A 22,324-nucleotide genomic window follows, 5' to 3' on the forward strand; every position below is an offset into this window, starting at 1 on the left:
TTCTCAGCCTCCGCGGCGTCGCCGCTGGAGGTTGTACTTGGTCGCGAGGTCGGTCAGATGGTTTCGATCCATGCGTGCCTCGCGCGCGGCCGCCGAGACGTTGCCTTCGTGACGTTCGAGCAGCCAGCCGATGTAGCTTCGCTCGAATTGCTCCTCGACGCGCGCTCGATTCTCGCGATAACTCACCGAGGCATCGAACGTCGACGCGGGAAAGAGCGAGCCGTTGTCGGCGTTGGGACGGGGAGGAAAGTTCGCGAGCTCGAAGCCGATCGGCGAGAGGTGCAGCGTGCGCTCGATCACGTTGCGCAGCTCACGCACGTTGCCCGGCCAATCGTAGGCCATCAGAGCGGAGAGCGTTGCCGCGTCCGGCCTTCGGTCCGGGGTCGCACCGGCGGCTTCGAGGAGCCCCTCGACGAGCAAAGGGATCTCTTCGCGACGTGACCGCAGGGGAGGAATGTCGAGCGTCACCACGGCCAGTCGGAAGAAGAGGTCCTCCCGGAATCTCCCTTGCTCGACCTCGCGCGCCAGGTCGCGTGTGGTCGCGGCGACGATGCGAACGTTGGCGGCAATCGTCTTCGAGCCACCGACGCGCCGAAACTCACGAGCTTCGAGCACACGCAGAAGCTTGGGCTGGAGTTCGAGAGGTAGCTCGCCGAGCTCGTCGAGGAAGAGCGTTCCTCCGGCTGCGCGCTCGAAGGCACCCGTGCGTGCGCTCACCGCGCCGGTGAAGGCGCCGCGTTCGTGACCGAAGAGCTCGCTCTCGATGAGCGTGCCGGCGATCGCGCCGCAATCGACCACTTCGAAAGGCCCTCCCTCGCGTGTGCTCTTCGCATGGATGGATCGCGCGAGGATGTCTTTGCCGGTTCCGGTCTCTCCGACGAGAAGGATGCTCGCGGGCGTCTTGGCGATGCGCTCGAGCACGGTGAAGATGCGACGCATGCCCTGGCTCGTGCCTCGAGCCAACCCGAAGGTGTCGTTCGGACTCGGTGGCAAAACGGCGTCACGCGCTTCGACGCCCACGAGGAGCTGGACGTCTCCGGCTTCGAGCAGCGTACCGGGCGTGACGATCGCCTCCTTGATCGCAGCGCCTCCGACGCGAAGTCCGTTCGTGCTGCCGGCATCGACGACGCGGATGCCGTCCGCGGTGCGCTCGACCGAGAAGTGGTGTCGCGAGACCGTCGAGTCGGGAAGGACGAGATCGTTGGTCGGGGCCTTTCCCACACGAAGCGTGCCGCCGGTCTTGCCGGGAACGAGGGCGTTCGTGCCCTTCGCCGCGCCAGAAATCACGATGAGTGCAACCGCGTCCGGAGTGATCGTCGGCATCCGTGCGCGCTCGGTCCCGGCGATCGGGCTTTCCTCGCCGCGTTCTTCGTCACTCATCGGGGACAGAATAGAGAACTTTGCCGCCGGAAGGTAACCACCCCCGGCGCGAGCTCCCCTCACGAAGAGGCGCGCCGGCTCAGGCGTATCCGCCGCTTCGCGATACGACGAGCTGAACGCGGCCGTCGGGCTCGAGAGTGTAGACATCGTCGTCGTAGGTGTCGGCGGAGCGCGCGTGAACGACGATCTCTGGCGCGCCGTCCGCATTCATGTCGAGTACGGAGACGATGGCGAATGCTTCGTTCGCGGAGGCGGGGCGTTCACCGGCGGTCACCTTCTCGATGGCGTGTCCCCAGGCGTCGAGGTGCGTCCACTCGTCTGCCTGACGATTCCCGCGCGCCGCGGAGTATGCGGCCCGTGCGCGTGACGACGACGTCGTCGTCGGTAGGCACGGATGAGCTTCGTTGGCGCCCATTTTCCGGGCATGCCCGCCTTGCTGATTCGAGCGATTGCGATATATCGGAATGCAGTGCGATACAAAACGAGAGAAGGCCGCCATGGGGGCGGCCGCGAAGACGAACACCAACACGAGCGCGGCGGGCGCGGGCGCATGCGTCATGGGGAGGTACGCGCGGCGTTGCTGCTCGCACTCCGACAGGGCGCAGGCCACGGCTATGAGCTCGGCCAGCGGCTCGAACGCCAGAGCGGAGGGACATGGTCGCCGAGTGCCGGCTCGATCTATCCCAACCTGCAACGCCTCTCCGACGAAGGGCTCGTCACGTCCGAAGAGCGCGATGGCAAGCGCATCTATGCGCTGACGCGCTCGGGAATTGCCGAGCTGAAGGACCGAGCCTCACGCGGCGAGGCGGCTCCCTGGGAGGCCATGGATGGCGGGGGAGGCGAGCTGCGTGATGCGGTCGTCGCGCTGAAGCTCGCCGCCAAACAGGTCTCGCTCGTCGGAACCGAGGTCCAGAGGAAACGCGCGACCGAGATCGTCATCGAAGCTCGTCGCCAGCTCTACGAGCTTCTCGCGAACGGATGAATGCGGAGGATGAAACAGTGAGCCCCCAAACATCGGCTGCGGCGACGACCGCTCCACAAGTCTCGAGCGCGCTCCGCATCGGCGGCTATCGCGCGCACTTCTTCACGTACCTGTTCGCGATGATGGCCGACAACATCGAGCACGTCATCAGCTACTGGGTCTCCTTCCAGAAGTTCCATTCGCCCGCGCTCGGCGGCTTCGCCGTGCTCTCGCACTGGCTGCCGTTCCTTTTCTTCTCGGTCGCCGTCGGGGCACTGAACGATCGCTTCGACTCACGGCGTCTCATCCAGGCCGGCATGGTGCTCTTCATCACCGCGTCGCTCGGCTGGGGCTACTTCTTCGTGACCGGCACACTGCAGATGTGGCACGCCATGGTGCTGCTCACGATCCATGGCTGCGCGGGCGTGCTCTGGCAGACGTCGAGCCAGATGCTCCTCTACGACATCGTCGGTCCGGCGAATCTCCCGAGCGCCGTGCGGCTCAACGCGACCGCCCGTTACCTCGGCGTGCTCGTCGGTCCAGCGGTCGGCGGCGCGATCATGCTCGCGCTCGGTCCGACGCGCGCCATCTTCGTCAACACCGTCTTCTACCTGCCGCTGCTTCTGTGGCTCGTGCGGGCCCCTTATGGCCGTAACTTCCGCAAAGACGCCGAGCCGCCCAAACGTGCCGTGCGTGGGCTCGAAGACATCCGCCGGACCATCGGCGAGGTCCGTGCGATTCCAGTCCTCGGCATCATGATCGTGCTCGCCGGCGCTGCGTCGTTCTTCATCGGCAACAGCTACCAGGCCCAAATGCCGAGCTTCGCCCAGGACCTCGGTCACGGTGATCCGGGCACCTCGTACAGCATGCTGCTCGCCGCCGACGCTGCGGGGGCACTCGTCGCGGGCTTCGTGCTCGAGGCGCGTGGCAGTGGCCTGCTCAAGACGGGGCCCGCTTCCGCGGCGATGCTCGCCACCGCGTGGGGGCTCGCCCTTTGCGGATTCGCGCTCGTCCGCAGTTACCCGCTCGCACTCGCCTGTCTCTTCACGGCAGGGTTCTTCGAGCTCTCGACGAGCAGCATGACCCAAACCATCGTGCAGATGAACGCGCCGGGGCCCATTCGCGGTCGCGTTCTCGGACTCTTCAACATGTCGGCGCTCGGATTGCGCGCGTTCAGTGGGATCACCGTGGGGCTCGTGGGAAGCGTCACGTCCGTCCACGCCTCGCTTGCCGGCTCGACGTTGGTGTTCGCCGCCGTGACGACCTTCCTCCTCCTGAGGTTGCGCGCGAGCGCCTCGGCACCGGCGGTCCCTCCGGGTCCTTGAGTCTCCCGACGGACGAGCTCGGCTGAGCGTCGTCAGCGCGGTGCTCGGTCGAAATCACCACTTCTCGGCGAAAGGCCGCGCCTCGACTTCGAACGACCAGGTCGAGGGCTTTTGCTCCGTCACCGAGTGGACGAGATCGGCCACGTCGTCGGGGCGAATGAAGAACGAGTCGGGCTTGTCCGGCATGCGCTTGCGCGTGGAAGGCAGATCGACGACGCCGTCGACGATCACCACCGACACGTGGATGCCTGCCGGCCAGAGCGAGCGAGCCATCGATTCGGCGAGGCTTCGCTGCGCGGCTTTGGCCGGCGCGAAGGCCGCGGTCATCACGTTTCCACGGCGCGAAGCCGTGGCGCCGATGAACACGATGTTCCCTCGGCCCTTGGCCTTCATGGATGGAATCACTTCTTGCGAGGCGACCAACGCGCCCAGTGCGTTGACCCGCCACGACTGCTCGAAGCCCTCGGGCGTGATCTCTTCGACGGATCCCCAGATTCCGGACCCTGCGTTGTAGACGAGCACGTCGACCTCGCCCTGGTGTTTGCGAATGGCGGCGAAGGCTTCCTTGATGGACGCTTCGTCCGCCACGTCGCAAAGGTACGCACGCGCGCCGTCGAGCTCCTTGGCGAGCTCGTTCGTCAGTCCAGGCGAGCGAGCCAGAAGGGCGACGGCGTATCCGTCCTTGGCGAAACGACGGGCGAGCGCCGCGCCGTTGCCGGGACCAATACCAACGACCGCACAGACGCCCTTCTTGCCCATGATGTCCTCCGAAGTTTCAGGAAGCGAGGTCTTCCAAGGCGTAGACCCAACCCGGCCAGTAGTGCTCCGGCCTCTCGAGTGCACGTGAGTCGAGCTTGGTCAGGAGCCCTGCGAACGATTCGACGAGCGCCACCTGGCCAGGTGCGGGCCCCGCGACCATGCTCGAAAAGCTCGCCACGAACGCGTTCATCGAGGCGAGGAATCCCTCCAGGGTTGCGTTCACGAAGCGATCGTCTTCGGCGTTCTTCGCGTCGAGAAGCCAGACTTCGCCGCTGCCTCTGCGCAGCACGAACATCGAGTGGACGACGGGAGGACTCCCGCTGGTGTCACGCACCTCACCGATCACGTAGCCCTCGTGGTCGCCCGATCGGGTGAGGGGAGCCGACTCTTCCCATGTGCCGACGAGCTTCTTGCCGTCGGTGGCCGCCGAAAAGAGTGTCGGCCCCGGCCAACCCGGTAGGCGGAGCTCTCGCGGGACCCCCGAGGTCTTCAGCGTCTTCTTGGTGGTCTCGGGAAGCTCGAGATCGTCCGTCGCCGAAGAGTCGAACTCGATGTCGGTTCCAGAGGTGGGGCCCTTGTCTGCGCTGTCGTCGGTATTGCTGGTCATTCGTGATGCTCGTTCGTTCGGCTCGTGCGAGGCGTTCGTTGCGCGTTGTTTGAGTGAAGTTCACCGGCTCGAATTTTGCTGGGACCTGGTCGAGGCATCGACAACGCACCGACAACGCACCGATAACCCGTCGTGAACCGTCACCCGAGCTCTCGCTGCGCCTGCGCCGAGGCCTTTTCGAGGACGTGTGCAAGTTTCGTGTCCAGCTCCCGCGCGACGACGTTGACCGCCTCGTTCTGGAATTGGCCGAACAACGTCGATGGTCGGTCGTACTCCGCCCGCGTGGTGACCTGGTCGAGCTCGTAAAGGAGGACCGTCAGTGGTGCATAGAGGGCCGCGCGGACGTCCAATTGGGTCATACGAAATGCGATGAGTGGATTGCCGACGTGATAGCGGAGGACCCGCTTCGGCTGACCGCTCAGCGCGAACAGCGCCCCGTGATCGAGCTTGCCGAAGATCATGAGGCCCTGCTCGCCCTCCATCTGGGCGATGCGAGCCTTGGCGTCTTCTGGATCGGCCTTCAGGCGACCGAGCACGGATGGGTCGAAATGACCCAGGAGGCCCTCGAACGCGACAATGAACGCATCGAAGGCCACCGGGATGTCGGTCGCGACGTGATCGATGGACACCGCAGTTCCGAGCTCGCTCATGGCGCCCTGTCCGACGACCATGCGCACGGCCGCGAGGCCCCGCAAGCCAGCTCGTTTGTCGAAAACTCGGCTGAAATCAGCTCATCGACGGGTTCGGCGCCGACGAAACGCGGTGGCGATCGCCAGTGCCAAGCCGGCGATCTCCACTTTTTCGCCACCTCCGCCGCCCGCGACGACGCAGCCACAACCCGAGCTGTCGTCGACGGATGCGCTCTGGAGCGTGCCGCCATCGGCCGGTCCGTCGGAGGGCGAGGCACCGGGTCCGTTCAGGCCGCCGCCGCCGCCGTCGACTCCGCCGTCGGAGTCGGTGGCGGGTTTATCGACACAGTTGCCCGCTTCGCAGGTCTGGCCCGCCGGGCAGACGGCGCCGCTGCAGGCGTCGACGCAGTTGCCGGCCTGGCAGTGCTGGCCTCCGGTGCACGTCACGCCGGCACAAGCCGCCTCGATGCACAGGCCGCTCGCCGTATCGCAAGACTTGCCGCCGGTGCACGGAAGGCAATCGCAACTCGTGACGCAAGCGCCGTTGTCACAGACCTGCCCTGACTCGCATGTCACGCCTGCGCACGAATCGGCACATGTGCCAGCACGACAGGTCTGACCGTGCGGGCACACGACGTCGTCGCAGGCGCCCTTGCACGTGCCGGCGACGCAGACCTTGCCGGCGTCGCACGTGACGTCCTTGCAGCGCGGGTCGACGCAATGGCCGTTTGCGTTGCAGACCTTGTCGCCCGGGCAGGCGAACTCGCCGGAGGCGCAGCTGCCGACGCACGTTCCCTTGTCGCAAACCTGCCCGCTCGGACAGAGATCGCCTTCGTCCGTTTGGCCGTCGCAGTTGTCGTCGAGCCCGTTGCACTTCTCCGCCGTGCCCGCCGTCGACGGCTTGCACGTGGTGCCGTTCGCCGTGCACTGCGTGAACCCCGACGCACAAATGCCGGGTTTGCCGGTATCGCAAGCTTGTCCGCCGCCGACGCACGTGACGCCGCTGACGATGTAGACGTCGTCGTTGAAGTCGCCGTCGTTGTTGAAGGAGGTCGCGCCGGTCGGTCCATCTTCGAAGGCCAGATAGAACGCGTTGGGGACGTTCCTCGACGGATAGATCAGCGTGGTGATCCAGGGCGCAACCGGATTGCAGCCGGAGCACACGCGGTTCCACGCCGGATTCGAGTAGTGCGTTTCGGTGCACTGCTGAGTCGGGCTTCCGACCAGCGCGAATCCGACGAGCCCGCCCTTGTACGCGGGGTCGCTCTTGATGTCCGTGCCGCTGAACGTGGTGCCGACCGCAGAGCCCGCGGGGATGATGACGTGCAGATCGGTCGACGACGGCGGGGAACCGGTCTCGTTGTACCAGGCGAAGTGGAGCGCGCAGGCGGCGCCATGCAGAACGAACTTCGCGTCGAAGCCGCAAAGCGGAGAGAACGCATTCGGACCGCTCGCGGCGTCCACCTTCCAGTCGATGGCTTCACCAACGCTCGCGAAGTACTGGTTCAGCTGAACCGGATCCCCGGACGCGATGGGGACGACCTGATTCGAAGGCTCCGTCACCGTCGCCGACGCGGTGGCGGCCACGCAGACGAAGGCAGAAGCGGACAAGAAGGAAAGGGCGGTGCGGAAGGGAGATGGGGCCACGTTTGCAAGGTATCGCAGCTGTGGTGGAAAATTCTGACCAAATCAGAATTCTCGGGCGCGAGGAAGAAAGGTGGGCGCGCGCCGTATAGGGGGGCATGACCGCGCGTTCCTCGGCTTTTGCCCTGATCCTGGCCTCGCTCGGCGTTTTTGCCTGCTCATCCACCGCGTGTGCGCCCGCGGAGGAAGAGACCGCCGAGTCGGACGAACAGGCGCTGCGAGGCCTTTCGCCCTCCGAGATCGTCGGAACCCTCGCCTACGGCGAGACGAGCGCGCCCATCCCGTACTCGAAGATGCCGCTCTACCGCGCGCTGAAGTTCGAAGGCGTGAAGGGGGACTCCGTCGACGCGTGGGTGCGATCGAGCAATGGCGATGCTCGCGCGTGGCTCCTTTCGAGCAGCTTCGCCACGGTCGCATCGAATCTCGATGCGGCGCCGGGCACGAAGGACTCGCACCTCGAAGCCACGCTGACGAAGACAGGGACGCACTACATCGTCTTTCGCGAGACCTCGAAGAAGGACGCCTCCTTCACCGTTTCGCTCGCCAAGAAGGGCGGAGCGTGTGCTCTTGCTCCGGCCATCACCCCGAAGTGGGAACCGGCAGCGCCCGGTCGGCCCGTCGGGATCATGCTCTTCGACGCGAAGCGCAACCGCCTCGTGGTTCTGACCTCCGAAGGCACCAGCGAGCTCGCGGCGGGCGGTTGGTCTCCGCCCGAGGGCGATCCGCTTCCTGCGGGGTTACGGACGGACGCCACGGTGGCGTACGACTCCGCCCGCGGTCGCGCCGTCCTTTTCGGCGGCGGTAGCAACGTCGACGGTTTGCTCGGCGACACGTGGGAATGGGACGGCGCCACGAACACGTGGTCGAAGATGGCTCCCGCGGGCGTGACTCCGCGTGCCCGTTTCGGTCATGCCTTGGTCTACGACGCAGCACGCAAGACCACGCTGCTCTTCGGCGGCTACGCCGGGTCGCAGACCGCCGATGCGATGGAAGACACGTGGACCTGGAACGGGACCTCCTGGACCCGCGTGGGCACTCCGGCGCAAACGCATCCCGAGGCACGGATCCAGAGTCGGATGGCGTTCGACGCCGCTCGCAATCGCGTCGTGCTCTATGGGCGGTACAGCGGATACATCGTGGGCGCCGTCAACGCGCCGAACACGGCACGTACGAATACCTGGGAATGGGACGGCACGACCTGGCAGCTCGCTCGCGGGGGTGAAGGATCGGTCACGTCCGACGACCCGACCGATTTGCCGATGGTCTTCGATTCGAGCCGAGGTCACGTCGTCCGCGTCGAGCCGAATGGCGAGCGTTACCGCAAGACCTTCATCGTGCGCGAATGGGACGGCACGAGGTGGTCGACCATCAGCTCGGGGGCGGGACCGAAGGTCGACGTCGCATCGGCCACGCAGTACTTCGGCGCCTACGATTCCGCGCGCAGCCGCTTCGTCTTCGGGGAGACCTCCAACGATTGGAAGGCGAGCGAATTTTTCTTTTACGAAGAGCCGAATCGGGCGCCCGTGCTCGCGCCGATTGCCAATCAGCGTGTCTTCGCTGGCGATACGTTGTCGCTGTCTCTGTCGGCGACCGACGCCGATGGACACGCCGTTCACTACGACGTTGCTCCGCTTCCCGGAGGAGCGACGTTCGACTCGCAGAGCGGTGCCTTCGCCTGGCAGCCCACCGTCGCCCAGGCGGGGAGCTACACGCTGACGGCCACGGCGACCGACGGTTGCGCGAACGCGACGCAGACGTTCACGGTTCGCGTCGACCACCTTGCTTACGCCGCACTTCCGAGCGGAGCCGTGAAACTCGGAGGCAAGGTTGGCGTGCCGATCATGCTCTATCGGAGCAGTAGTACGTATACCGGGAACGCCGAGCTGTCGTGCACGGTGGCGGGGGACAATCCTGGCAAGGTCTCCGTGACGTGCGGTGGCGGCACGACGACCGCCTACGCGTATCCGGGCACGGCGAGCTTCACGCCGACGACGACGAGTGCACCGCTCGAGAGCGATCTCTCGTTCGCCTACCAGGAAGGAACGGGCAACGCGCTGAGTAAGTTCGCGGGAAGGCTCGAACCGCTCTCCGATGGAACGTTCAAGCTGCATGTCACGGCCTGGTCGCAGCCGGAAGCGGGAGTGCAAGGCGCACGCGTGACGATGAACACCTCGTCGCCGTACGGAACGTCGGACGCGTACGGCATCGTCGACGTCATTCCCTGAGGAAAGTCATGAAAAAGATTTCATTCGTGTGCCTCGGGGCGTTTCTTGCGATGGCGTGTTCGGCATCCGCTCCCGAGGGCGAAGTTGCGGAGAGCGCAGACTCCGCTCTTCGTGTCCCCACCACCGCCGAGATCCTCGGAACCATCGACTACGGACAATCGCTGACCGCCGAATACACGGAAGTGCCGTCGTTTCGTGCCTATCGTTTGGCCGGTAAATCGGGCGATTCCTTCGACCTCTGGGTGCGCTCGCCGAGTGGCGGCGATGCGGTGGCCTGGCTGCTGCGCTCGGACGGCAAGACGCTCGTGAAGAACGACGACGCCGACGGTACGACGAGCGATGCTCACATCGCGCTGACGTTGCCGCGAACCGAGAATTACTTCGTCGTCTTCCGTGATGCGAACTACGAAGACAACACGTTCACGGTTTCTCTCGGCGGCGGCGGTGGTTCCGGCGCTGCCGTGCCCTCGAATCGGCTCGGGTCCACCGTGACCGCGCAGGCGCAGTGTGGATTCCTGATCGAATGGGCAACCTTCGTCTCGTCGAGCTCGACCTGCCCCGACTTCGGATACGGCTGGAGCGAGCCCGTCGACCTCACGTTTCGCATCGAAGGCACGGAGACGAAGCCCGTTCTCGTTGCCGATGCCTTCTCCTTCGAAAAGGTGGTCTCGAGCGACGGCGGCAAAAAAACGATTGGCTGGCCGGAGACACGTATCGAGCTCGATCCCGCGTCCGGCAAGGGCTCGTCGAACCGGTACTCCAATGTCGACAATCGGCCGGGGCCGAATACCTATTGCTACGGCATTTCGAAGGGCCAGACCGTCTTCAACGGCAGCGTGACGGGCGACAAGATCAGCTTCGAGATGTTCGAGAATCTCCAGCACAACACCTGCTGCGCCTCGAAACGGCGCACGGCCCAGTGCACGCTGACGATCCCCTGAGAGCGCTCAACGGCCCGTCGGCGGCGTCGACCCTGACGGTTTCGGAGGGGCGGCGCCTCGCGTGATTTCGACCGTGCGGATCTCGAGCGGCTGCACGGGCTTGTCGAGCGGGCCGGTGCGCACCGCCGCGAGGGCGTGCACCGTGTCGACGGGAGAGCACTCGCCGAAGATCGTGTAGCTCCGATCGATGTGCGGTGTCTTCGCGTCGGTGATGAAGAACTGCATGCCGTTCGTATTCGGGCCGCGATTGGCCATGCAGAGAAGGCCCGGCTTGTCGTGCTTGGCTCCCCACATCTCGTCGGGGAACGTGAAGCCCGGCTCTCCGCGTCCGGTGCCGGTCGGGTCGCCACCCTGGATCATGAAGCCTTTGATCACGCGATGGAACGTCGTTCCGTCGTATGCCGGCCTCTTCACCCAAGCGCCGGTCTTCGGATCTTTCCACGGTCGCTCACCGCGCGCGAGGCCGACGAAGTTCGCAACCGTGATGGGCGCCTTGTCGTCGAAGAGCTTGCAGCGGAGATCACCGAGGCTCGTCTTGATGGTCGCGAAGAGCGGGCCGCGGCTCGTCATGCCGGCGGTGGCGTCGGCGAGGGTGAAGTTTCCGCCGGTCGGATCGGCTCCTCCGTCGACGTAGGCCGGCTCTGCGGGGAGGGGCGCCGATGCGCTCGAAGTCGCTTTGGCCGGCGGTTCCGCTTTCGCTTCCACGGCCGGTGCTGGCGAGCTCGCGTCGTTCGCATTCGCACTCGCGACGGGCGCGACGGGCGCCTCGACCACGCGGGTCGGCGCCTGGGCGGCAGGTTCGGACGTTCCACCGCATGCCATCGCCACGGACAACACGGTCACGATGGACGCGTTTCGTGCCAGCTCGCTGCTCGCCATGGATGGAACACTACCTCACAACGATTCGATGCGATGTCGTGACCGGCTCGACGCACAGTGAGTGAGATCGTGCTCGAGCGTTTCGTGAACGCCACGCGGAAGGTACCGACGTGTCGGATGCGCGCAATCGAGTGTCGCGAAATGCCTGGTGACGCCACGATCCAGGATGCGTGCCGATCCTTCCGGGCGCGAAAAAGATGCCCTAAGGAGACGTGGCCCCGTGTTGATTCGTGTGCGAATCCTGAGTGGGGCCTGTCGTGTGAGGAGTGTTCATGGCGCGTTGGCTTACCGGAGTTGCTTGTGGCGTTTTCCTGTCGGCGGTCACGGCAGTCGGCCAGGGCTGCGGTAGTGAAGGAGCGACTTCGCTCTTCGACGGTGGCACGCCTGCGGCCGAGCAAGGCGAGTCGGACGGTCGCAACTTCGGCGATGGTGCGAATCGCGACGGAGGCGTCGGCAGTACGGATCCTCTGAGCAGCTGTGCCACGGCCTCCGCGGAGACGAATCGGACGCCCGTCTACATGCAGCTGATCATCGATGGGTCGGGCAGCATGGATGGCTTCGACGGCACGAACTACATCGCGGGCGAGCGTGAGCCCGATCCGGCGAGCCCTGGTCGGCTGACCGGCAAGAAGTGGATCGCCGTGCGCGATGCACTGAATGCGTTCTTCGCCGATCTCGAGGCGAAGCCAGATCCGTCGATGGCCGTCGGCATGTACCTCTTCTCGAGTACCGTGCAGAAGTCCGCCTCGAAGGTCGACGTGCCGATCGCGTTCGTCGACGCGGCTCAGGCTTCAGCCCTTCGCGCACGCCTCGCGCCGCCGATCTTTCCGAACAGCGGCACTCCGCTTTACACGGCGATCAACGGCCAGCTCTCGACCCTGAAGTCGTACACACCGTCCGCGCCGATCCCTGCGGGGGGCAAGTACGTGCTCGTCGTCATGACCGACGGCATTCCGACCGATGACACGCAGGGCTGCATCACCGCGCTCGACGCGGCGAAGAAGGGCAACCCGGAGGTCATCAGTTTCGCGGTCGGCGTGGGCAACGAAGACGCGGATCCGGCAACGGTCTACGACGAGGCCTTCATGGCCAAGCTTGCCCAGGCCGGTGGCACGGCCGTTCCGGGATGCAACCCGAACTGGGGCAATGCCGACAAGTCGGGCACTCCGTGCCACTTCCAGATCACGCCGGGCACGAAGACCGCCGCCCAGATTCGCACGGACTTCCTTGCGGCCATCAACGCCATCCGCGATACCGTGACGAGCTGCGAGCTGCCCCTCGTCAAACCTGCGGGCGCCGGGCAGATCGACCCGGCAAACGTGAACGTGGTGTTCACCTCGTCCTCGGGCACCGACACGACGATTCCGCAGAACGCGAAGGACGGCTGGACCTACGACAGCCCGACGAACCCGACCAAGGTGACGCTCCACGGCGACGCATGCGACGCCCTCAAGGCCGATCCGCAGGGCAAAGTGCGCATCGTCATCGGCTGCAAGACGGTGGTAGAAGTCACGAAATGAAGATGTTCGTTCGCTGGGGCTCGACGGCCGTTGTTGCGGTCGGGATTCTGGGCGCCTTCGCGTGCGGCGGCTCGACCAACGGCCAGGAGGCGACGAACCCGCCGAGCAGCGACGAAGCCTCGGCGGGGACGTCGTGCGAAAGCCTCTCGGAGTCGGCCTCTACCGAGGTCTCGAGCGCGATCGCTGCGCACCAGGCGTGCACGGTGGACGATGACTGCACGCAAGTCGAGCTTGTCGCTTCGTGCTTCGATCATTGCTCGCGGATCGTCGCCAAAGACGGCGTTGCCGAGGTGAGTGCTGCGAAGGACCGCGTGAACGCGGCCCAGTGCAAACGGTTCCTCGCGCAGGGCTGCAAGTTCGACGTCCCGCCGTGCAGCCCTCCAATGCCCGCCAAGTGCAAGGCTGGCGTTTGCGGTTGAGGCTGACCGTCAACGCAGCGTGATTCGCTGCCTGGTGGTTCCAGCCTCGTCGATTCGGCCGAGAAGCTCGTGGAAGGCGAGTGCGTCGCGGAACGAGGGCGCACGGTGGGTGTCCTCGGCGCGGTCCTTCGCGTAGGCCGCGTAGAGCTGCGCCATCGGAAGAACGTCGTCGCTCAAGTTGCCTTTCGGCACCATGAAGTAGCGCTCCGGCGTGGGCATCGGAGCGAGCGGCTGACCATCGCCTTTCGTGCCCGAGACCCCGAAATCCGCACCGAGCACGAGGTCGCCGTCGGTGCCGGTGATCGTGCACGCGATAGTACTGCCGTTGCGCTTGCCTGACTCGGCACGAGCGGTGAGCACGGCGCCACTAGTGAGCCGTCCGACGAGCGAGACTTCGTCCGGAGCCGTCACGGCGATGACCTCGTTGGTCTCTTCGATCGTGGTTGTGTCGAACGTGCGCGCAACGACGGCGGAGAGACTCTCGATCGGGCTCGTTGCGTGGAGCACCGTGTCGAGGAAGTGGGCGAGGACCGTGTAGAGCACGTTCACGCCGTTGCGCTCGTCCGCGGTGTAGGCGTACGCGCGCGGACGCCTGTGCCCGAGCAGTGGCGTCGAGATCTCGAGGGTGACCGAGCGAATGCGGCCCACGTAACCGTCGTGGACCAGGTCGCGAAGGTAGAGGACGCCCGGCGCCAGTCGTCGCTGCAACCCGATCAGTGTGCGAATGCCGGCTTCGTCGGCGAGCTTCGCGAGCTCGCGCGTCTCCTCGAGCGAAACGCCGAGCGGCCACTCGCAAAGGACGTCCTTCTTCGCCGCGCACGCTGCGCGCACGAGCCGAGCGTGTTCCGGCGCGCGCACGGACACGACGACGAGATCCACTTCGGGATGCTCGATCAGGCGAACGCCGTCGTCGAAGGCATGACGAATGCCGAACTTGCGAGCGGTCTCTTCCGCACTGGCTTGTTTGGTCGTGCTCACCGCCGTCATCTCGTAGGCGGGAAGCGCGGCCAGTGCGGGAAGGTGGACGTAACTTGCCCAGCCCCAGTTCGGACTGGCTCCGATGACTCCAACGCGGATTCGATTCGAATTGGTCATGAGTCAACGCTAGTCTTCTGAGTCAGGACGATCATTGTGACTTCGTCCGGTTCTATGGTTCATTCGTCTCGATAGGAGCTTGCGGATGGATGTTCTTGCCGAAGCCCTTCGCGCGGTTCACCTGCGCAGTCGCATCTATGGGCGCCTCGAATTGAAGGCCCCTTGGGGGATGCGCTTGCTGCGTTCGGAGCGTCCGGAAGCGCATCGCACCGAGCCGCTCTTCTATGCCGTCTCGCGCGGTAACTGCCTTCTCGAGATCGACGGCAAGCGGATTCCGCTCGCGGGAGGCGACTTCGTCTTCATCCTCGACGGCACCTCGCATGTGCTCAAGGACGCGCCCAAGTCCAAGGTTGCGACCGTGGCCGAGGTCTACGCCCAACGCGGCGGGCGTTGCGGCGGCATCGTGCAGTACGGGGGCGATGGGGCCGAGACGACGATCATCTCCGGCTCCTTTCTCTTCGAAGGCATTCTGCTGAGTCCCATCGTCGAGAGCCTGCCGCGGTTCCTGCACGTCAAAGGAGATGGCGGGGTGGCCTCGCGTTGGCTCGAGTCGACCATGCAGTTCGTAGCATCGGAGATGGAGTCCGAGCTGCCGGGATACGAGACCGTGGCGAGCCGCCTGGCCGACGTGCTCTTCGTGCAGGCCCTCCGTACGCACGTCCAGTCGTTGCCCGAAGGGCGCGGCGGTTGGCTGCGTGCGCTCTTCGATCCGAAGCTGAGCGTCGTCCTGCAACGGCTGCACGAGAAGCCGGACGAGCCCTGGTCCGTCGAATCGCTGGCGCGCGTTGCGGGAATGTCCCGCTCGGTCTTTGCTTCGCGCTTCAAGAGCGTGATGGGGGAAGCTCCTCTTGCGTATCTGACGCGCTGGCGAATGCACCGGGCGACCCAGCTCATCGCAAGCGGGGCCGCATCGACGTCGGAATTGGCGGAGGCCGTCGGATACGAGACCGAGAGCGCGTTCGTGAAGGCTTTCAAACGCCACGTCGGGGAGACGCCAGGGGCCTATCGTCGCCGCGTCGCTTCGACCGAACGAATGGTGGAAGGACCGAGCGGGCCTCGTTCGCACGGGTGACCCTCGTCATGCCGGCAGATCCGCGTCGCCGCGTCCCCATCGGTGGTCGCGCCGGTGTCGCTCGAGCACGCGGCCCGTGGTATTTCGCTACCGATGACGGCGCTCGATGCCTTCGACACGGTGACCTACGCGGAGACTCTCGAGGGGCGACTCGCTGCAGCGTTGGAGGAACTCTCGAAGCGAGAAGGCCGGGCCGCGGAGAAAGGATGGCTCGCCACCGCGCATCGTCATCTCGTCGAGGCAAGGGGAAGCCTAGGCGACCTGCTCGTCCGAGCGCTCAAGCTCCCCGAGCTGGGCGCCATGAGGAACGAACGAGCGCGAGCGTTGCAGGGCGCCGCCGTCGATGCGGTCGAAGCCCTGCACCCGGCCATCGCGTCCGCTGGCGGTGCGCGCTCGCCACTGTTGGAGGCAATCTTCCGCAACCTGAAACTACCCCCGACGCGCCGCAGCGATCGTGATTCGTTCGAGGCCTTCCTGGAAACATTCGAGAAACGCCTTGGTTCGACGTACGTTAGGCGCATGATCGCCGACACTGATTACGCCCCCGTCGAACCCGCGCTCTCGCGGGTTCGTAGTTCTTTCGCCGAGTGGCGAAACGTCTTCGGCTCCGCGCCGCTCGAGGCCGACGCCACGAGCGCACTTCGTGCGGAGCTCGAGAGCGTTGCCAGCCATCTCGATCTCGCATGCCGTCAGGCCAAGCTCCTCGCCGAGGCCGCCCTCCTCGAGTCGACCGACATCGCGGAGAGCACCAACCTCTTCGAGAAGCCGAAGCGCCGCCCCGCCAAAAAGGCTGAGCTCGAGCTCGCCGCACTGTCGGACCTCCCTCTGACGTCTGAAGCCGTCGCTGCCGCCGCCCCCGGCGAAGACGAGGATGAAGACGAAGACGAGGATGAGGACGACGAGGACGACGAGGACGAGGACGAGGACGAGGACGACGAGGACGACGAGGACGACGAGGACGACGAGGACGAGGACGAGGACGACGAGGACGACGAAGACGAGGACGACGAGGACGAGGACGAGGACGAGGACGAGGACGACGAAGACGAAGACGAAGACGAAGACGATGACGACGATGACGACGATGACGACGACGATGACGACGACGATGAGGACGAGGACGAGGACGAGGACGACTGAGTCGTCACTCGGGCTGCGTCTGCAGATCTCCGCGTAGTCGATCGAACTCGAGCGCATCGTGCGCGCAGAAGAGCGTCACTTCGTCTTCGTGGCTTTCCACGAGGGCGCGGAGGCGCTCCTGATTGGCGGCACGAGCTGCCGTGTCGACATCGGAACGTCGCTGGAACGCCCTGAGGATCCGTGGGGCGTGGGGGGGTGTTTCGACCTGACCGTGGAAGAAGTACCCGTCACCAGCGTGGAGAAGCCAGCGGTCACACGAGCGAAGGGCGACGCCCGTGTGACCGGTGGAGTGCCCACGAAGCGGGACGAGGAGCACCTCGTCCTTCGTCTCGCCAAGCGTTCGGACGCCTTCGAAGCCGAACCAGCGATCGTTGCCGTCCTCGAAGGTCGACCAGATCGGGCCATGACGCCACTGGTCGTGCACATAGCGTACGTTGGAACGCGTTCCGAGGCCTTGGCTCGCCGCCTCGAGCTCGCGCGTATGGACATGGATCGTGGCCCGCGGGAAGTCGGCGATGCCGCCGGCGTGGTCGAGATCGAGATGCGTGAGCACGATGGCGCGGACATCGTTCGCCGTCGCGCCGATCCTCGCGAGCTGCGCGACCACCGGCTCGGCTTGGTCCAAACGCGGGGAGACCTGGCGCAGCCACGTCCGTCCTAGTCGCGACGGGGTCGCGAGGTCGTCCCTTCCGAGCCCCGTGTCGACGAGAAGCAGGCCGGTCGACGTCTCGACGACGAGTACATGACACACGAGCCGTGCGCGCTCGAAGAGTCCGCCGCGACCGTTGACGAGCCGCGCGCTCGCCGGGCAGAGCGTTGCGGCGTTGAGGTGATGAACTCGCATGCCCAAGGTTTGTCATCGGCCGCGGCATAGGTAAAATATCGAGTCTATATGGCATCCATAGGTGATTCGTATGGATCTCCGTGAGCTCGGCTACTTCGTCGCCGTGTTCGAGGAACGAAGCGTCAGCGCTGCGGCGAGGCGCTCGTTCGTCTCGCAGCCATCCGTCTCGACGGCGCTCTCGAATCTCGAACACGAGCTCGGTACGAAGCTCTTCGCGCGCCATCGCAAAGGCGTGACGCCCACGGCGGCGGCCGAGCGCCTCTATCCGATGGCGCTCCGCATGGCCGACGACGCGAAGACCTTGCGCTCGCTTTTTCGGAAGCCCGAGCCGAAGACACCACTCGTGCTCGGCCTCATGGCCTCGCTCGACATCCCGCGCACCCTCGACCTCGTCGCGCCACTCGCGCGCGACGCCGAGCTGGAGGTGAAGCTCGTGTCGGCCGAAGAGCCGTGCGATGCACGCATCGTGTCTCGGTCTCTGCGCAAGAAGAACGAGACGTTCGTGCCGCTCTGGCGAGAACGCTACGTGGTCGCGTTGCCTGCTGGACACCCGCTTGCTGCGAAGTCACGACTTCGTGCCTCGGAGCTCGCGGGCGAGCGCGTCGTGCACCGCTGCAATTGCGAGCTAGGACCGCGCTTCACGAAAGGCGGTCGACGGCCCAAGGTCGTCGCGGTTGCAGCCTCCGAGGAATGGGCGGTGGCGCTGGTCTCGGCGGGCATCGGCATCGCCTTCCTCCCCGAAGGCGTGGTTCGTACGAACGACCGCATCGTCGTTCGGCCGCTCGCGGACGTCGTTGCTTCGCGTGAGGTCGGCGTTGCGTACGATGCCTCGACGACGCTCGCGCCGGCCCTCGAACGCCTCCTCCGCGCGCGCAGACTCAGCGCTTGAGCGGCGGGTCGGCCTTGCGCCGGCGAACGATGACTCCGCGGGGAAGCCGCCGCACGTCGAAGGGCACGTGCATGCCTTCGCCCTGACGCTCCCAGAGATGGCCTCCGTCGGGATCGATGCGCACGTCCGCGTCGTCGAGCGGCCGAATGCGTCGTAGTCGATCCCAGTCCAGGCGCGCCATGGGGCGCCGGAAGCGTAGCAGCGGAAGACCGGGAGCGCTCGTTGCGGAGGCTCCCGGTCGAGCTCGGGCTCGAGCGATCTCAGAGACCCTTGCAGACGGCCGGCACGTTGCGGCCGGCGAGCAGGCCCTTGAGTGCGGCGAGCTCGGGCGAGTTGGCCGAGCCGGACTTCGCGAGCGCGCTGCACTGAGCGGCGGCGGAGAGGAGAACACCTGCCTCCGGCGATGCGCCGAGGCTCTTCGCCTGGGTCGCGAGCGCGTTGCAGCAAGCCGCGAGATTTCCGAACTGGCTCGGAGCCGCGCCCGTGGCCACGCCGCCCTTGGCGACCGGGTCGTTGACGGCCGCGTAGGTGCGCGTCTCTTCGAAGTCGGGGCAACCGTTCGCGAACGTACGGCAGCCCGCGCAGGCGAGCGTACCGGTCGCGTCACGGCAGACGCGCGCGCCGGCGCAGGTGTTCGGCGTCACGTCGACCGCGGCTTCGTTCGCGTGCACGCAGCCCTTGGTGGTCTTGCGGAAGCGCGGGGTCGACGGCGCGATGATCTCGGTGAGCGTGACCGTGGCGCCTTCGTTGACCTTGCGACCGCCGACTTCGTCGATGTACGTGAGGCTCACCTGGCCGATCGCCGGTACGGCCGCGCACGCGGGGGTGACCGTCTGCGCAAGCGGGTCCGTGCACTTGTCGTCGCGATAGATGCCCTCGAACGTCCACGTGGGCGTGGGCGCGAGTTGGCAGCCCGGGCACTGGTTGATGTCGACCGGGCCCGCGTCGACCGGAGCCGGCGTGGCGGTGACCGCGGCGTCGACGACGAGCCCCTTGGCTTCTTCCTTCTCCTTGCAGCCCGAGACGAGAAGGAGCGTCGAAAGAGCGGCGAGCGTAAGCGCGCACGTGTGCTTGACCGAGCGGATCGAGAGGAAGTTGAGCTTCATGGGAGCGCCACGTTAACCCGAAACGGCTGCGGCGTGGCGCTTCGCGGCCTTCGGTTTGCCTCGCCTTGACGGACACACGGTCCGTGGACATATGACGGTCATCATATGTCAGGTCCGCGCCACGGACCTGCGCCACGAAAGAGGTTGGTGTCATGGGGAAGCTCGACGGGAAGGTTGCCGTGGTCACGGGGGGCAACGGCGGGATTGGATTCGCCGCGGCGAAACAGTTCGTCGAAGACGGCGCTTACGTCTTCATCACAGGGCGACGAAAGGAAGAGCTCGAACGTGCCGCAAAAGACATCGGCAAGAACGTGACGACGGTCCAAGGCGACGTGTCGAACCTCGCGGATCTCGATCGCCTCTACGCGATCGTGCGCGAGACGAAAGGACACCTCGACATCGTCTTTGCCAACGCGGGCATCGCCGAGAGCGCCCCACTGGGCTCGATCACCGAAGCGCAGTTCGACCGCCACTTCGACATCAATGTGAAGGGCGCGCTCTTCACGGTGCAGAAAGCGTTGCCGCTCCTCCGTGACGGCGCGTCGATCATCCTGACGTCGTCCATCGTCGGCTCCAAGGGCTTTCCTGCGGTCAGTGTGTATAGTGCAACGAAAGCCGCCCTGCGCTCGTTCGCACGGACGTGGACGACGGATCTGAAGGAGCGGAAGATCCGCGTGAACGTGGTGAGCCCCGGTTCGATCGACACGCCAGGTTTGCGCGGTCTGCGCTCGGCCTCGAGCAACGACGAGCTCCAGGCCAGGTATGGCGCGTCGATTCCGCTCGGACGCGTGGGAGATCCCCTCGATATCGCCAAGGCCGTTTCGTTCCTCGCCTCCGACGATAGTTCGTACGTCGCGGGGACGGAGCTCTTCGTCGACGGTGGTATCGCTCAGGTTTGAGCGCGTTCATCCGTCGAAGTCGATCACCACCTTTCCGAAGGGGGAGCCCGAGGCGAGCTTCACGAAGGCCTCGGGCGCCTTCGTGAACGGAACGACGGTGTCGATGATCGGATGAACGTCGTTGGCCTCGATGCCTCGGACGAGAGCTTCGAACGTTGCTCGGCTTCCACCCGAAACCGTACGGAACGAGACCACCCGGCGAATGGCAGCGGGCAGATCGATCGACGCCGTCGTGTCTCCGACGAAGCCGACGAGGGCCACGGTTCCTCCGACCCGTGTTGCGGCCACGGCACGGTTCACGCCGTTGCCACCGACGACGTCGACGAACAAGTCCACACCTCTTCCGTTCGTGAGCGCGAGCAGACGGGACTCCCACGCTGGTTCGCGGCTCGTATCGACGACGGCGGCGCCCGCTTCTTCCACGCGTGCCGCGCGAGCTCCGCTGCGCAAGAGGACCACCGCCTTGGCTCCTGCCGCGCGGGCGAGTTGGACGACGAAGAGCGCCACGCCGCCGGTTCCCTGCACCGCGATCACGTCGCCCGGGCCGATGCCGACGTCGGTGAAGAGGACCTGCCACGCGGTCACCGCCGCGATCGGGAGCGTTGCCGCTTCGAGCCATCCGAGATTCGACGGCGCGCGCACGGCAGCCTCTTCGTGCACGGCCATGAGCTCGCGCAGCGTGCCGGGGTTCGGCCCGCCGAGGCGTCTCGCACCGACGCCCTCTCGAACAGGGCCGGCGATCCAATCCGGCACGTACGTCGGGATGACGCGATCGCCCTTTCCGAAGCGCGTCACCGCGGGGCCGACTTCGACGACCTCACCGGCGCCGTCCGAGAGCGGAACGAGCGGGGCGGCGAAGTTGCCGTAGCGGCCTTGCGCGATGAGCACGTCGCGCTGGTTCATGGCGGCGGCCCGCATGCGAACGAGAATCTCGCGCGGCCCCGGTCGGGGGACGTCGAGCTCGACCAAGCGGAGGTTCTCGAGCGCGATACGGTCTTCGAAACGAAAGGCCTTCATGACGACGATGATGGGCTCTCGCGAGCGCCTGCGGGACTACCCACGGATGCATGGTAAACCTGCAATTATGCAGGACGTCGTTTGGCGTGATCTCGAGGTGTTTCTCGCCCTCCACCGAACTGGCAGTCATGCCCGCGCGGCCAAGGCTCTCGGGATTGACCCCACGACCGTCGGCCGCCGTCTGGGCACGTTGGAGGAAGGGCTCGGCACGAGACTCTTCGTGCGGACGCCGAAGGGGCTGTCGCTCACGGCCATGGGCACGACGCTCCTGCCGAGGGCGCTGCGCGTCGAAGAGGAGATGGTCTCTCTCGGCCGTGAGCTTCAAGGCGCGGACGCGAACGTGGAGGGGACGGTTCGCCTGACGGCAGGCGACGGCTTCGTTCGCTACGTGCTCGTTCCTGCACTCGCCAAGCTGCGTGAAGGACGACCTCGCCTGACCATCGAGCTACGCGCGGAGACCCAGCTGCTCGATCTCTCGCGACGCGAGGCCGACGTGGCGGTGCGTCTCGTCGCGCCCAAAGAGCCCGCGCTCGTTTCGCGGAACGTCGGGAGCATGGCCTTCGGGATCTTCGCGAGCCGCCCGTATCTCGACCGGCGCGGCTCGATCAAGAGCACGCGCGACCTCGCCTCCCATGATTGGATCGGTTTCGAGAGCGAACTCGATCGGTTGCCCCAGAATCGATGGCTGCGCGAGCTCGTCCCCGCCATTCGCTACGTGGTTCGCGCAACGGCCACCACCATCCAGACCGCCGCGTGCGTGGAGGGCGTCGGTCTCGCGCTTCTGCCGGAGGTCGTCGCTCTTCACGAACGCTCGCTCGTGCGCGTACTGCCGAAAGTTTCACCACCACCGCGCGCGGCGTTCGCCGTGTACCACTCCGATTTGAAAAAGAACGCGCGCGTCGCGCTCGTCGTGCGCTGGGTTTCAGGCTTGATGGATGAGGTCTCGGCTCGACAGACGCCCTGACTTCACTTC

General features: G+C 65.8%; 23 protein-coding genes. 10 read left to right on the forward strand and 13 right to left on the reverse strand.

Annotated elements, in window-relative coordinates; genetic code table 11:
- Positions 1–3: 3 nt before the first annotated feature.
- Together AKJ09_RS18955 and AKJ09_RS53090 are read right to left on the reverse strand one after the other, a co-directional pair.
- Entirely contained in the window at positions 4–1,380 is a 1,377-nt protein-coding gene (locus tag AKJ09_RS18955; RefSeq protein ID WP_169927659.1) for a sigma 54-interacting transcriptional regulator, read from the reverse strand.
- Between the two features lie 79 nt (positions 1,381–1,459).
- A complete protein-coding gene (locus AKJ09_RS53090) occupies positions 1,460–1,939 on the reverse strand; it encodes a hypothetical protein (protein WP_169927660.1) in 480 nt (159 codons plus the stop codon).
- Between AKJ09_RS53090 and AKJ09_RS18960 the strand changes: the two genes are divergently transcribed.
- Positions 1,931–2,362 (forward strand): PadR family transcriptional regulator, encoded by a 432-nt coding sequence (locus AKJ09_RS18960; RefSeq protein ID WP_205633743.1) that lies wholly within the window; start codon positions 1,931–1,933, stop codon positions 2,360–2,362. The genes AKJ09_RS53090 and AKJ09_RS18960 overlap by 9 nt on opposite strands.
- Positions 2,363–2,379: 17 nt before the next feature.
- On the forward strand, positions 2,380–3,666 hold the full coding sequence (locus AKJ09_RS18965; protein WP_240488519.1) for an MFS transporter: 1,287 nt from the start codon (positions 2,380–2,382) through the stop codon (positions 3,664–3,666).
- 54 nt (positions 3,667–3,720) lie between these two features.
- Here AKJ09_RS18965 and AKJ09_RS18970 read toward each other — a convergent pair whose 3' ends face one another.
- From AKJ09_RS18970 to AKJ09_RS18985, 4 genes are all read right to left on the reverse strand, one after another.
- Complete coding sequence (locus AKJ09_RS18970; protein WP_146648611.1) at positions 3,721–4,425, reverse strand: SDR family NAD(P)-dependent oxidoreductase; 705 nt, start codon at positions 4,423–4,425, stop codon at positions 3,721–3,723.
- 16 nt (positions 4,426–4,441) lie between these two features.
- A complete protein-coding gene (locus AKJ09_RS18975; protein WP_146648612.1) occupies positions 4,442–5,032 on the reverse strand; it encodes an SUKH-4 family immunity protein in 591 nt (196 codons plus the stop codon).
- A gap of 140 nt (positions 5,033–5,172) precedes the next feature.
- The gene (locus AKJ09_RS18980; protein WP_146648613.1) at positions 5,173–5,727 is read right to left on the reverse strand and encodes a DUF302 domain-containing protein; all 555 of its coding nucleotides are present in this window, start codon (positions 5,725–5,727) and stop codon (positions 5,173–5,175) included.
- Positions 5,728–5,763: 36 nt separating this feature from the next.
- The gene (locus tag AKJ09_RS18985) at positions 5,764–7,272 is read right to left on the reverse strand and encodes an MYXO-CTERM sorting domain-containing protein (protein ID WP_146648614.1); all 1,509 of its coding nucleotides are present in this window, start codon (positions 7,270–7,272) and stop codon (positions 5,764–5,766) included.
- 131 nt (positions 7,273–7,403) lie between these two features.
- Between AKJ09_RS18985 and AKJ09_RS18990 the strand changes: the two genes are divergently transcribed.
- The gene (locus tag AKJ09_RS18990) at positions 7,404–9,530 is read left to right on the forward strand and encodes a putative Ig domain-containing protein (RefSeq protein WP_146648615.1); all 2,127 of its coding nucleotides are present in this window, start codon (positions 7,404–7,406) and stop codon (positions 9,528–9,530) included.
- A gap of 8 nt (positions 9,531–9,538) precedes the next feature.
- Positions 9,539–10,471, forward strand: a complete 933-nt coding sequence (locus AKJ09_RS18995; protein ID WP_146648616.1) for a hypothetical protein — start codon at positions 9,539–9,541, stop codon at positions 10,469–10,471.
- 6 nt (positions 10,472–10,477) lie between these two features.
- Here AKJ09_RS18995 and AKJ09_RS54890 read toward each other — a convergent pair whose 3' ends face one another.
- Positions 10,478–11,350 carry a peptidylprolyl isomerase gene (locus tag AKJ09_RS54890; protein ID WP_240488520.1) on the reverse strand — a complete coding sequence of 291 codons (873 nt, stop codon included), beginning with the start codon at positions 11,348–11,350 and terminating at the stop codon, positions 10,478–10,480.
- Between the two features lie 272 nt (positions 11,351–11,622).
- On the opposite strand from AKJ09_RS54890, the gene AKJ09_RS19005 reads away from it, so the two are divergent.
- Together AKJ09_RS19005 and AKJ09_RS19010 are read left to right on the forward strand one after the other, a co-directional pair.
- The gene (locus tag AKJ09_RS19005; RefSeq protein WP_146648617.1) at positions 11,623–12,870 is read left to right on the forward strand and encodes a vWA domain-containing protein; all 1,248 of its coding nucleotides are present in this window, start codon (positions 11,623–11,625) and stop codon (positions 12,868–12,870) included.
- Positions 12,867–13,289, forward strand: coding sequence for a hypothetical protein (locus tag AKJ09_RS19010; protein ID WP_146648618.1), 423 nt, complete (start codon positions 12,867–12,869; stop codon positions 13,287–13,289). The genes AKJ09_RS19005 and AKJ09_RS19010 overlap by 4 nt, the downstream gene beginning before the upstream one ends.
- Before the next feature lie 9 nt (positions 13,290–13,298).
- Here the strand turns inward: AKJ09_RS19010 and AKJ09_RS19015 are convergent, their stop codons facing one another.
- The gene (locus tag AKJ09_RS19015) at positions 13,299–14,384 is read right to left on the reverse strand and encodes a Gfo/Idh/MocA family protein (RefSeq protein ID WP_146648619.1); all 1,086 of its coding nucleotides are present in this window, start codon (positions 14,382–14,384) and stop codon (positions 13,299–13,301) included.
- Between the two features lie 85 nt (positions 14,385–14,469).
- Between AKJ09_RS19015 and AKJ09_RS19020 the strand changes: the two genes are divergently transcribed.
- Complete coding sequence (locus AKJ09_RS19020; protein WP_146648620.1) at positions 14,470–15,456, forward strand: AraC family transcriptional regulator; 987 nt, start codon at positions 14,470–14,472, stop codon at positions 15,454–15,456.
- Between the two features lie 429 nt (positions 15,457–15,885).
- On the opposite strand, the gene AKJ09_RS54320 is transcribed toward AKJ09_RS19020, so the two are convergent.
- The gene (locus tag AKJ09_RS54320) at positions 15,886–16,653 is read right to left on the reverse strand and encodes a hypothetical protein (RefSeq protein ID WP_205633744.1); all 768 of its coding nucleotides are present in this window, start codon (positions 16,651–16,653) and stop codon (positions 15,886–15,888) included.
- Positions 16,601–17,440: an MBL fold metallo-hydrolase gene (locus AKJ09_RS19030; protein ID WP_146648621.1), complete on the reverse strand. Its 840-nt coding sequence runs from the start codon at positions 17,438–17,440 to the stop codon at positions 16,601–16,603. Before AKJ09_RS19030 ends, AKJ09_RS54320 begins: the two co-directional genes overlap by 53 nt.
- A 70-nt stretch (positions 17,441–17,510) precedes the next feature.
- On the opposite strand from AKJ09_RS19030, the gene AKJ09_RS19035 reads away from it, so the two are divergent.
- A complete protein-coding gene (locus AKJ09_RS19035) occupies positions 17,511–18,329 on the forward strand; it encodes a LysR family transcriptional regulator (protein ID WP_146648622.1) in 819 nt (272 codons plus the stop codon).
- On the opposite strand, the gene AKJ09_RS19040 is transcribed toward AKJ09_RS19035, so the two are convergent.
- Together AKJ09_RS19040 and AKJ09_RS19045 are read right to left on the reverse strand one after the other, a co-directional pair.
- Positions 18,319–18,510: a hypothetical protein gene (locus tag AKJ09_RS19040; RefSeq protein WP_146648623.1), complete on the reverse strand. Its 192-nt coding sequence runs from the start codon at positions 18,508–18,510 to the stop codon at positions 18,319–18,321. The genes AKJ09_RS19035 and AKJ09_RS19040 overlap by 11 nt on opposite strands.
- Positions 18,511–18,589: 79 nt before the next feature.
- Entirely contained in the window at positions 18,590–19,435 is an 846-nt protein-coding gene (locus tag AKJ09_RS19045; protein WP_146648624.1) for a hypothetical protein, read from the reverse strand.
- 152 nt (positions 19,436–19,587) lie between these two features.
- Here AKJ09_RS19045 and AKJ09_RS19050 point away from each other — a divergent pair, with 152 nt between their 5' ends.
- Positions 19,588–20,334, forward strand: a complete 747-nt coding sequence (locus tag AKJ09_RS19050; RefSeq protein ID WP_146648625.1) for an SDR family NAD(P)-dependent oxidoreductase — start codon at positions 19,588–19,590, stop codon at positions 20,332–20,334.
- 6 nt (positions 20,335–20,340) lie between these two features.
- Here the strand turns inward: AKJ09_RS19050 and AKJ09_RS19055 are convergent, their stop codons facing one another.
- Positions 20,341–21,351 carry a zinc-dependent alcohol dehydrogenase family protein gene (locus tag AKJ09_RS19055; RefSeq protein WP_146648626.1) on the reverse strand — a complete coding sequence of 337 codons (1,011 nt, stop codon included), beginning with the start codon at positions 21,349–21,351 and terminating at the stop codon, positions 20,341–20,343.
- Between the two features lie 67 nt (positions 21,352–21,418).
- Here AKJ09_RS19055 and AKJ09_RS19060 point away from each other — a divergent pair, with 67 nt between their 5' ends.
- Entirely contained in the window at positions 21,419–22,315 is an 897-nt protein-coding gene (locus tag AKJ09_RS19060) for a LysR family transcriptional regulator (protein WP_169927662.1), read from the forward strand.
- The last annotated feature ends 9 nt before the right edge of the window (positions 22,316–22,324 follow it).

This window comes from Labilithrix luteola (assembly GCF_001263205.1).
Classification (GTDB): domain Bacteria; phylum Myxococcota_A; class Polyangia; order Polyangiales; family Polyangiaceae; genus Labilithrix; species Labilithrix luteola.

What these genes read in the sequence shown, in the direction of transcription:
- AKJ09_RS19035 (WP_146648622.1), top strand. Translation starts at nt 17,511, where the DNA reads ATGGATCTCCGTGAGCTCGGCTACTTCGTCGCCGTGTTCGAGGAACGA.
- AKJ09_RS18955 (WP_169927659.1), bottom strand. Translation starts at nt 1,380, where the DNA reads ATGAGTGACGAAGAACGCGGCGAGGAAAGCCCGATCGCCGGGACCGAG.
- AKJ09_RS19015 (WP_146648619.1), bottom strand. Translation starts at nt 14,384, where the DNA reads ATGACCAATTCGAATCGAATCCGCGTTGGAGTCATCGGAGCCAGTCCG.
- AKJ09_RS19020 (WP_146648620.1), top strand. Translation starts at nt 14,470, where the DNA reads ATGGATGTTCTTGCCGAAGCCCTTCGCGCGGTTCACCTGCGCAGTCGC.
- AKJ09_RS54890 (WP_240488520.1), bottom strand. Translation starts at nt 11,350, where the DNA reads ATGGCGAGCAGCGAGCTGGCACGAAACGCGTCCATCGTGACCGTGTTG.
- AKJ09_RS19005 (WP_146648617.1), top strand. Translation starts at nt 11,623, where the DNA reads ATGGCGCGTTGGCTTACCGGAGTTGCTTGTGGCGTTTTCCTGTCGGCG.
- AKJ09_RS19045 (WP_146648624.1), bottom strand. Translation starts at nt 19,435, where the DNA reads ATGAAGCTCAACTTCCTCTCGATCCGCTCGGTCAAGCACACGTGCGCG.
- AKJ09_RS19030 (WP_146648621.1), bottom strand. Translation starts at nt 17,440, where the DNA reads ATGCGAGTTCATCACCTCAACGCCGCAACGCTCTGCCCGGCGAGCGCG.
- AKJ09_RS19060 (WP_169927662.1), top strand. Translation starts at nt 21,419, where the DNA reads ATGCAGGACGTCGTTTGGCGTGATCTCGAGGTGTTTCTCGCCCTCCAC.
- AKJ09_RS18990 (WP_146648615.1), top strand. Translation starts at nt 7,404, where the DNA reads ATGACCGCGCGTTCCTCGGCTTTTGCCCTGATCCTGGCCTCGCTCGGC.
- AKJ09_RS18960 (WP_205633743.1), top strand. Translation starts at nt 1,931, where the DNA reads ATGCGTCATGGGGAGGTACGCGCGGCGTTGCTGCTCGCACTCCGACAG.
- AKJ09_RS54320 (WP_205633744.1), bottom strand. Translation starts at nt 16,653, where the DNA reads ATGCGCTCGAGTTCGATCGACTACGCGGAGATCTGCAGACGCAGCCCG.
- AKJ09_RS53090 (WP_169927660.1), bottom strand. Translation starts at nt 1,939, where the DNA reads ATGACGCATGCGCCCGCGCCCGCCGCGCTCGTGTTGGTGTTCGTCTTC.
- AKJ09_RS19050 (WP_146648625.1), top strand. Translation starts at nt 19,588, where the DNA reads ATGGGGAAGCTCGACGGGAAGGTTGCCGTGGTCACGGGGGGCAACGGC.
- AKJ09_RS18995 (WP_146648616.1), top strand. Translation starts at nt 9,539, where the DNA reads ATGAAAAAGATTTCATTCGTGTGCCTCGGGGCGTTTCTTGCGATGGCG.
- AKJ09_RS18970 (WP_146648611.1), bottom strand. Translation starts at nt 4,425, where the DNA reads ATGGGCAAGAAGGGCGTCTGTGCGGTCGTTGGTATTGGTCCCGGCAAC.
- AKJ09_RS18975 (WP_146648612.1), bottom strand. Translation starts at nt 5,032, where the DNA reads ATGACCAGCAATACCGACGACAGCGCAGACAAGGGCCCCACCTCTGGA.
- AKJ09_RS19055 (WP_146648626.1), bottom strand. Translation starts at nt 21,351, where the DNA reads ATGAAGGCCTTTCGTTTCGAAGACCGTATCGCGCTCGAGAACCTCCGC.
- AKJ09_RS19010 (WP_146648618.1), top strand. Translation starts at nt 12,867, where the DNA reads ATGAAGATGTTCGTTCGCTGGGGCTCGACGGCCGTTGTTGCGGTCGGG.
- AKJ09_RS19040 (WP_146648623.1), bottom strand. Translation starts at nt 18,510, where the DNA reads ATGGCGCGCCTGGACTGGGATCGACTACGACGCATTCGGCCGCTCGAC.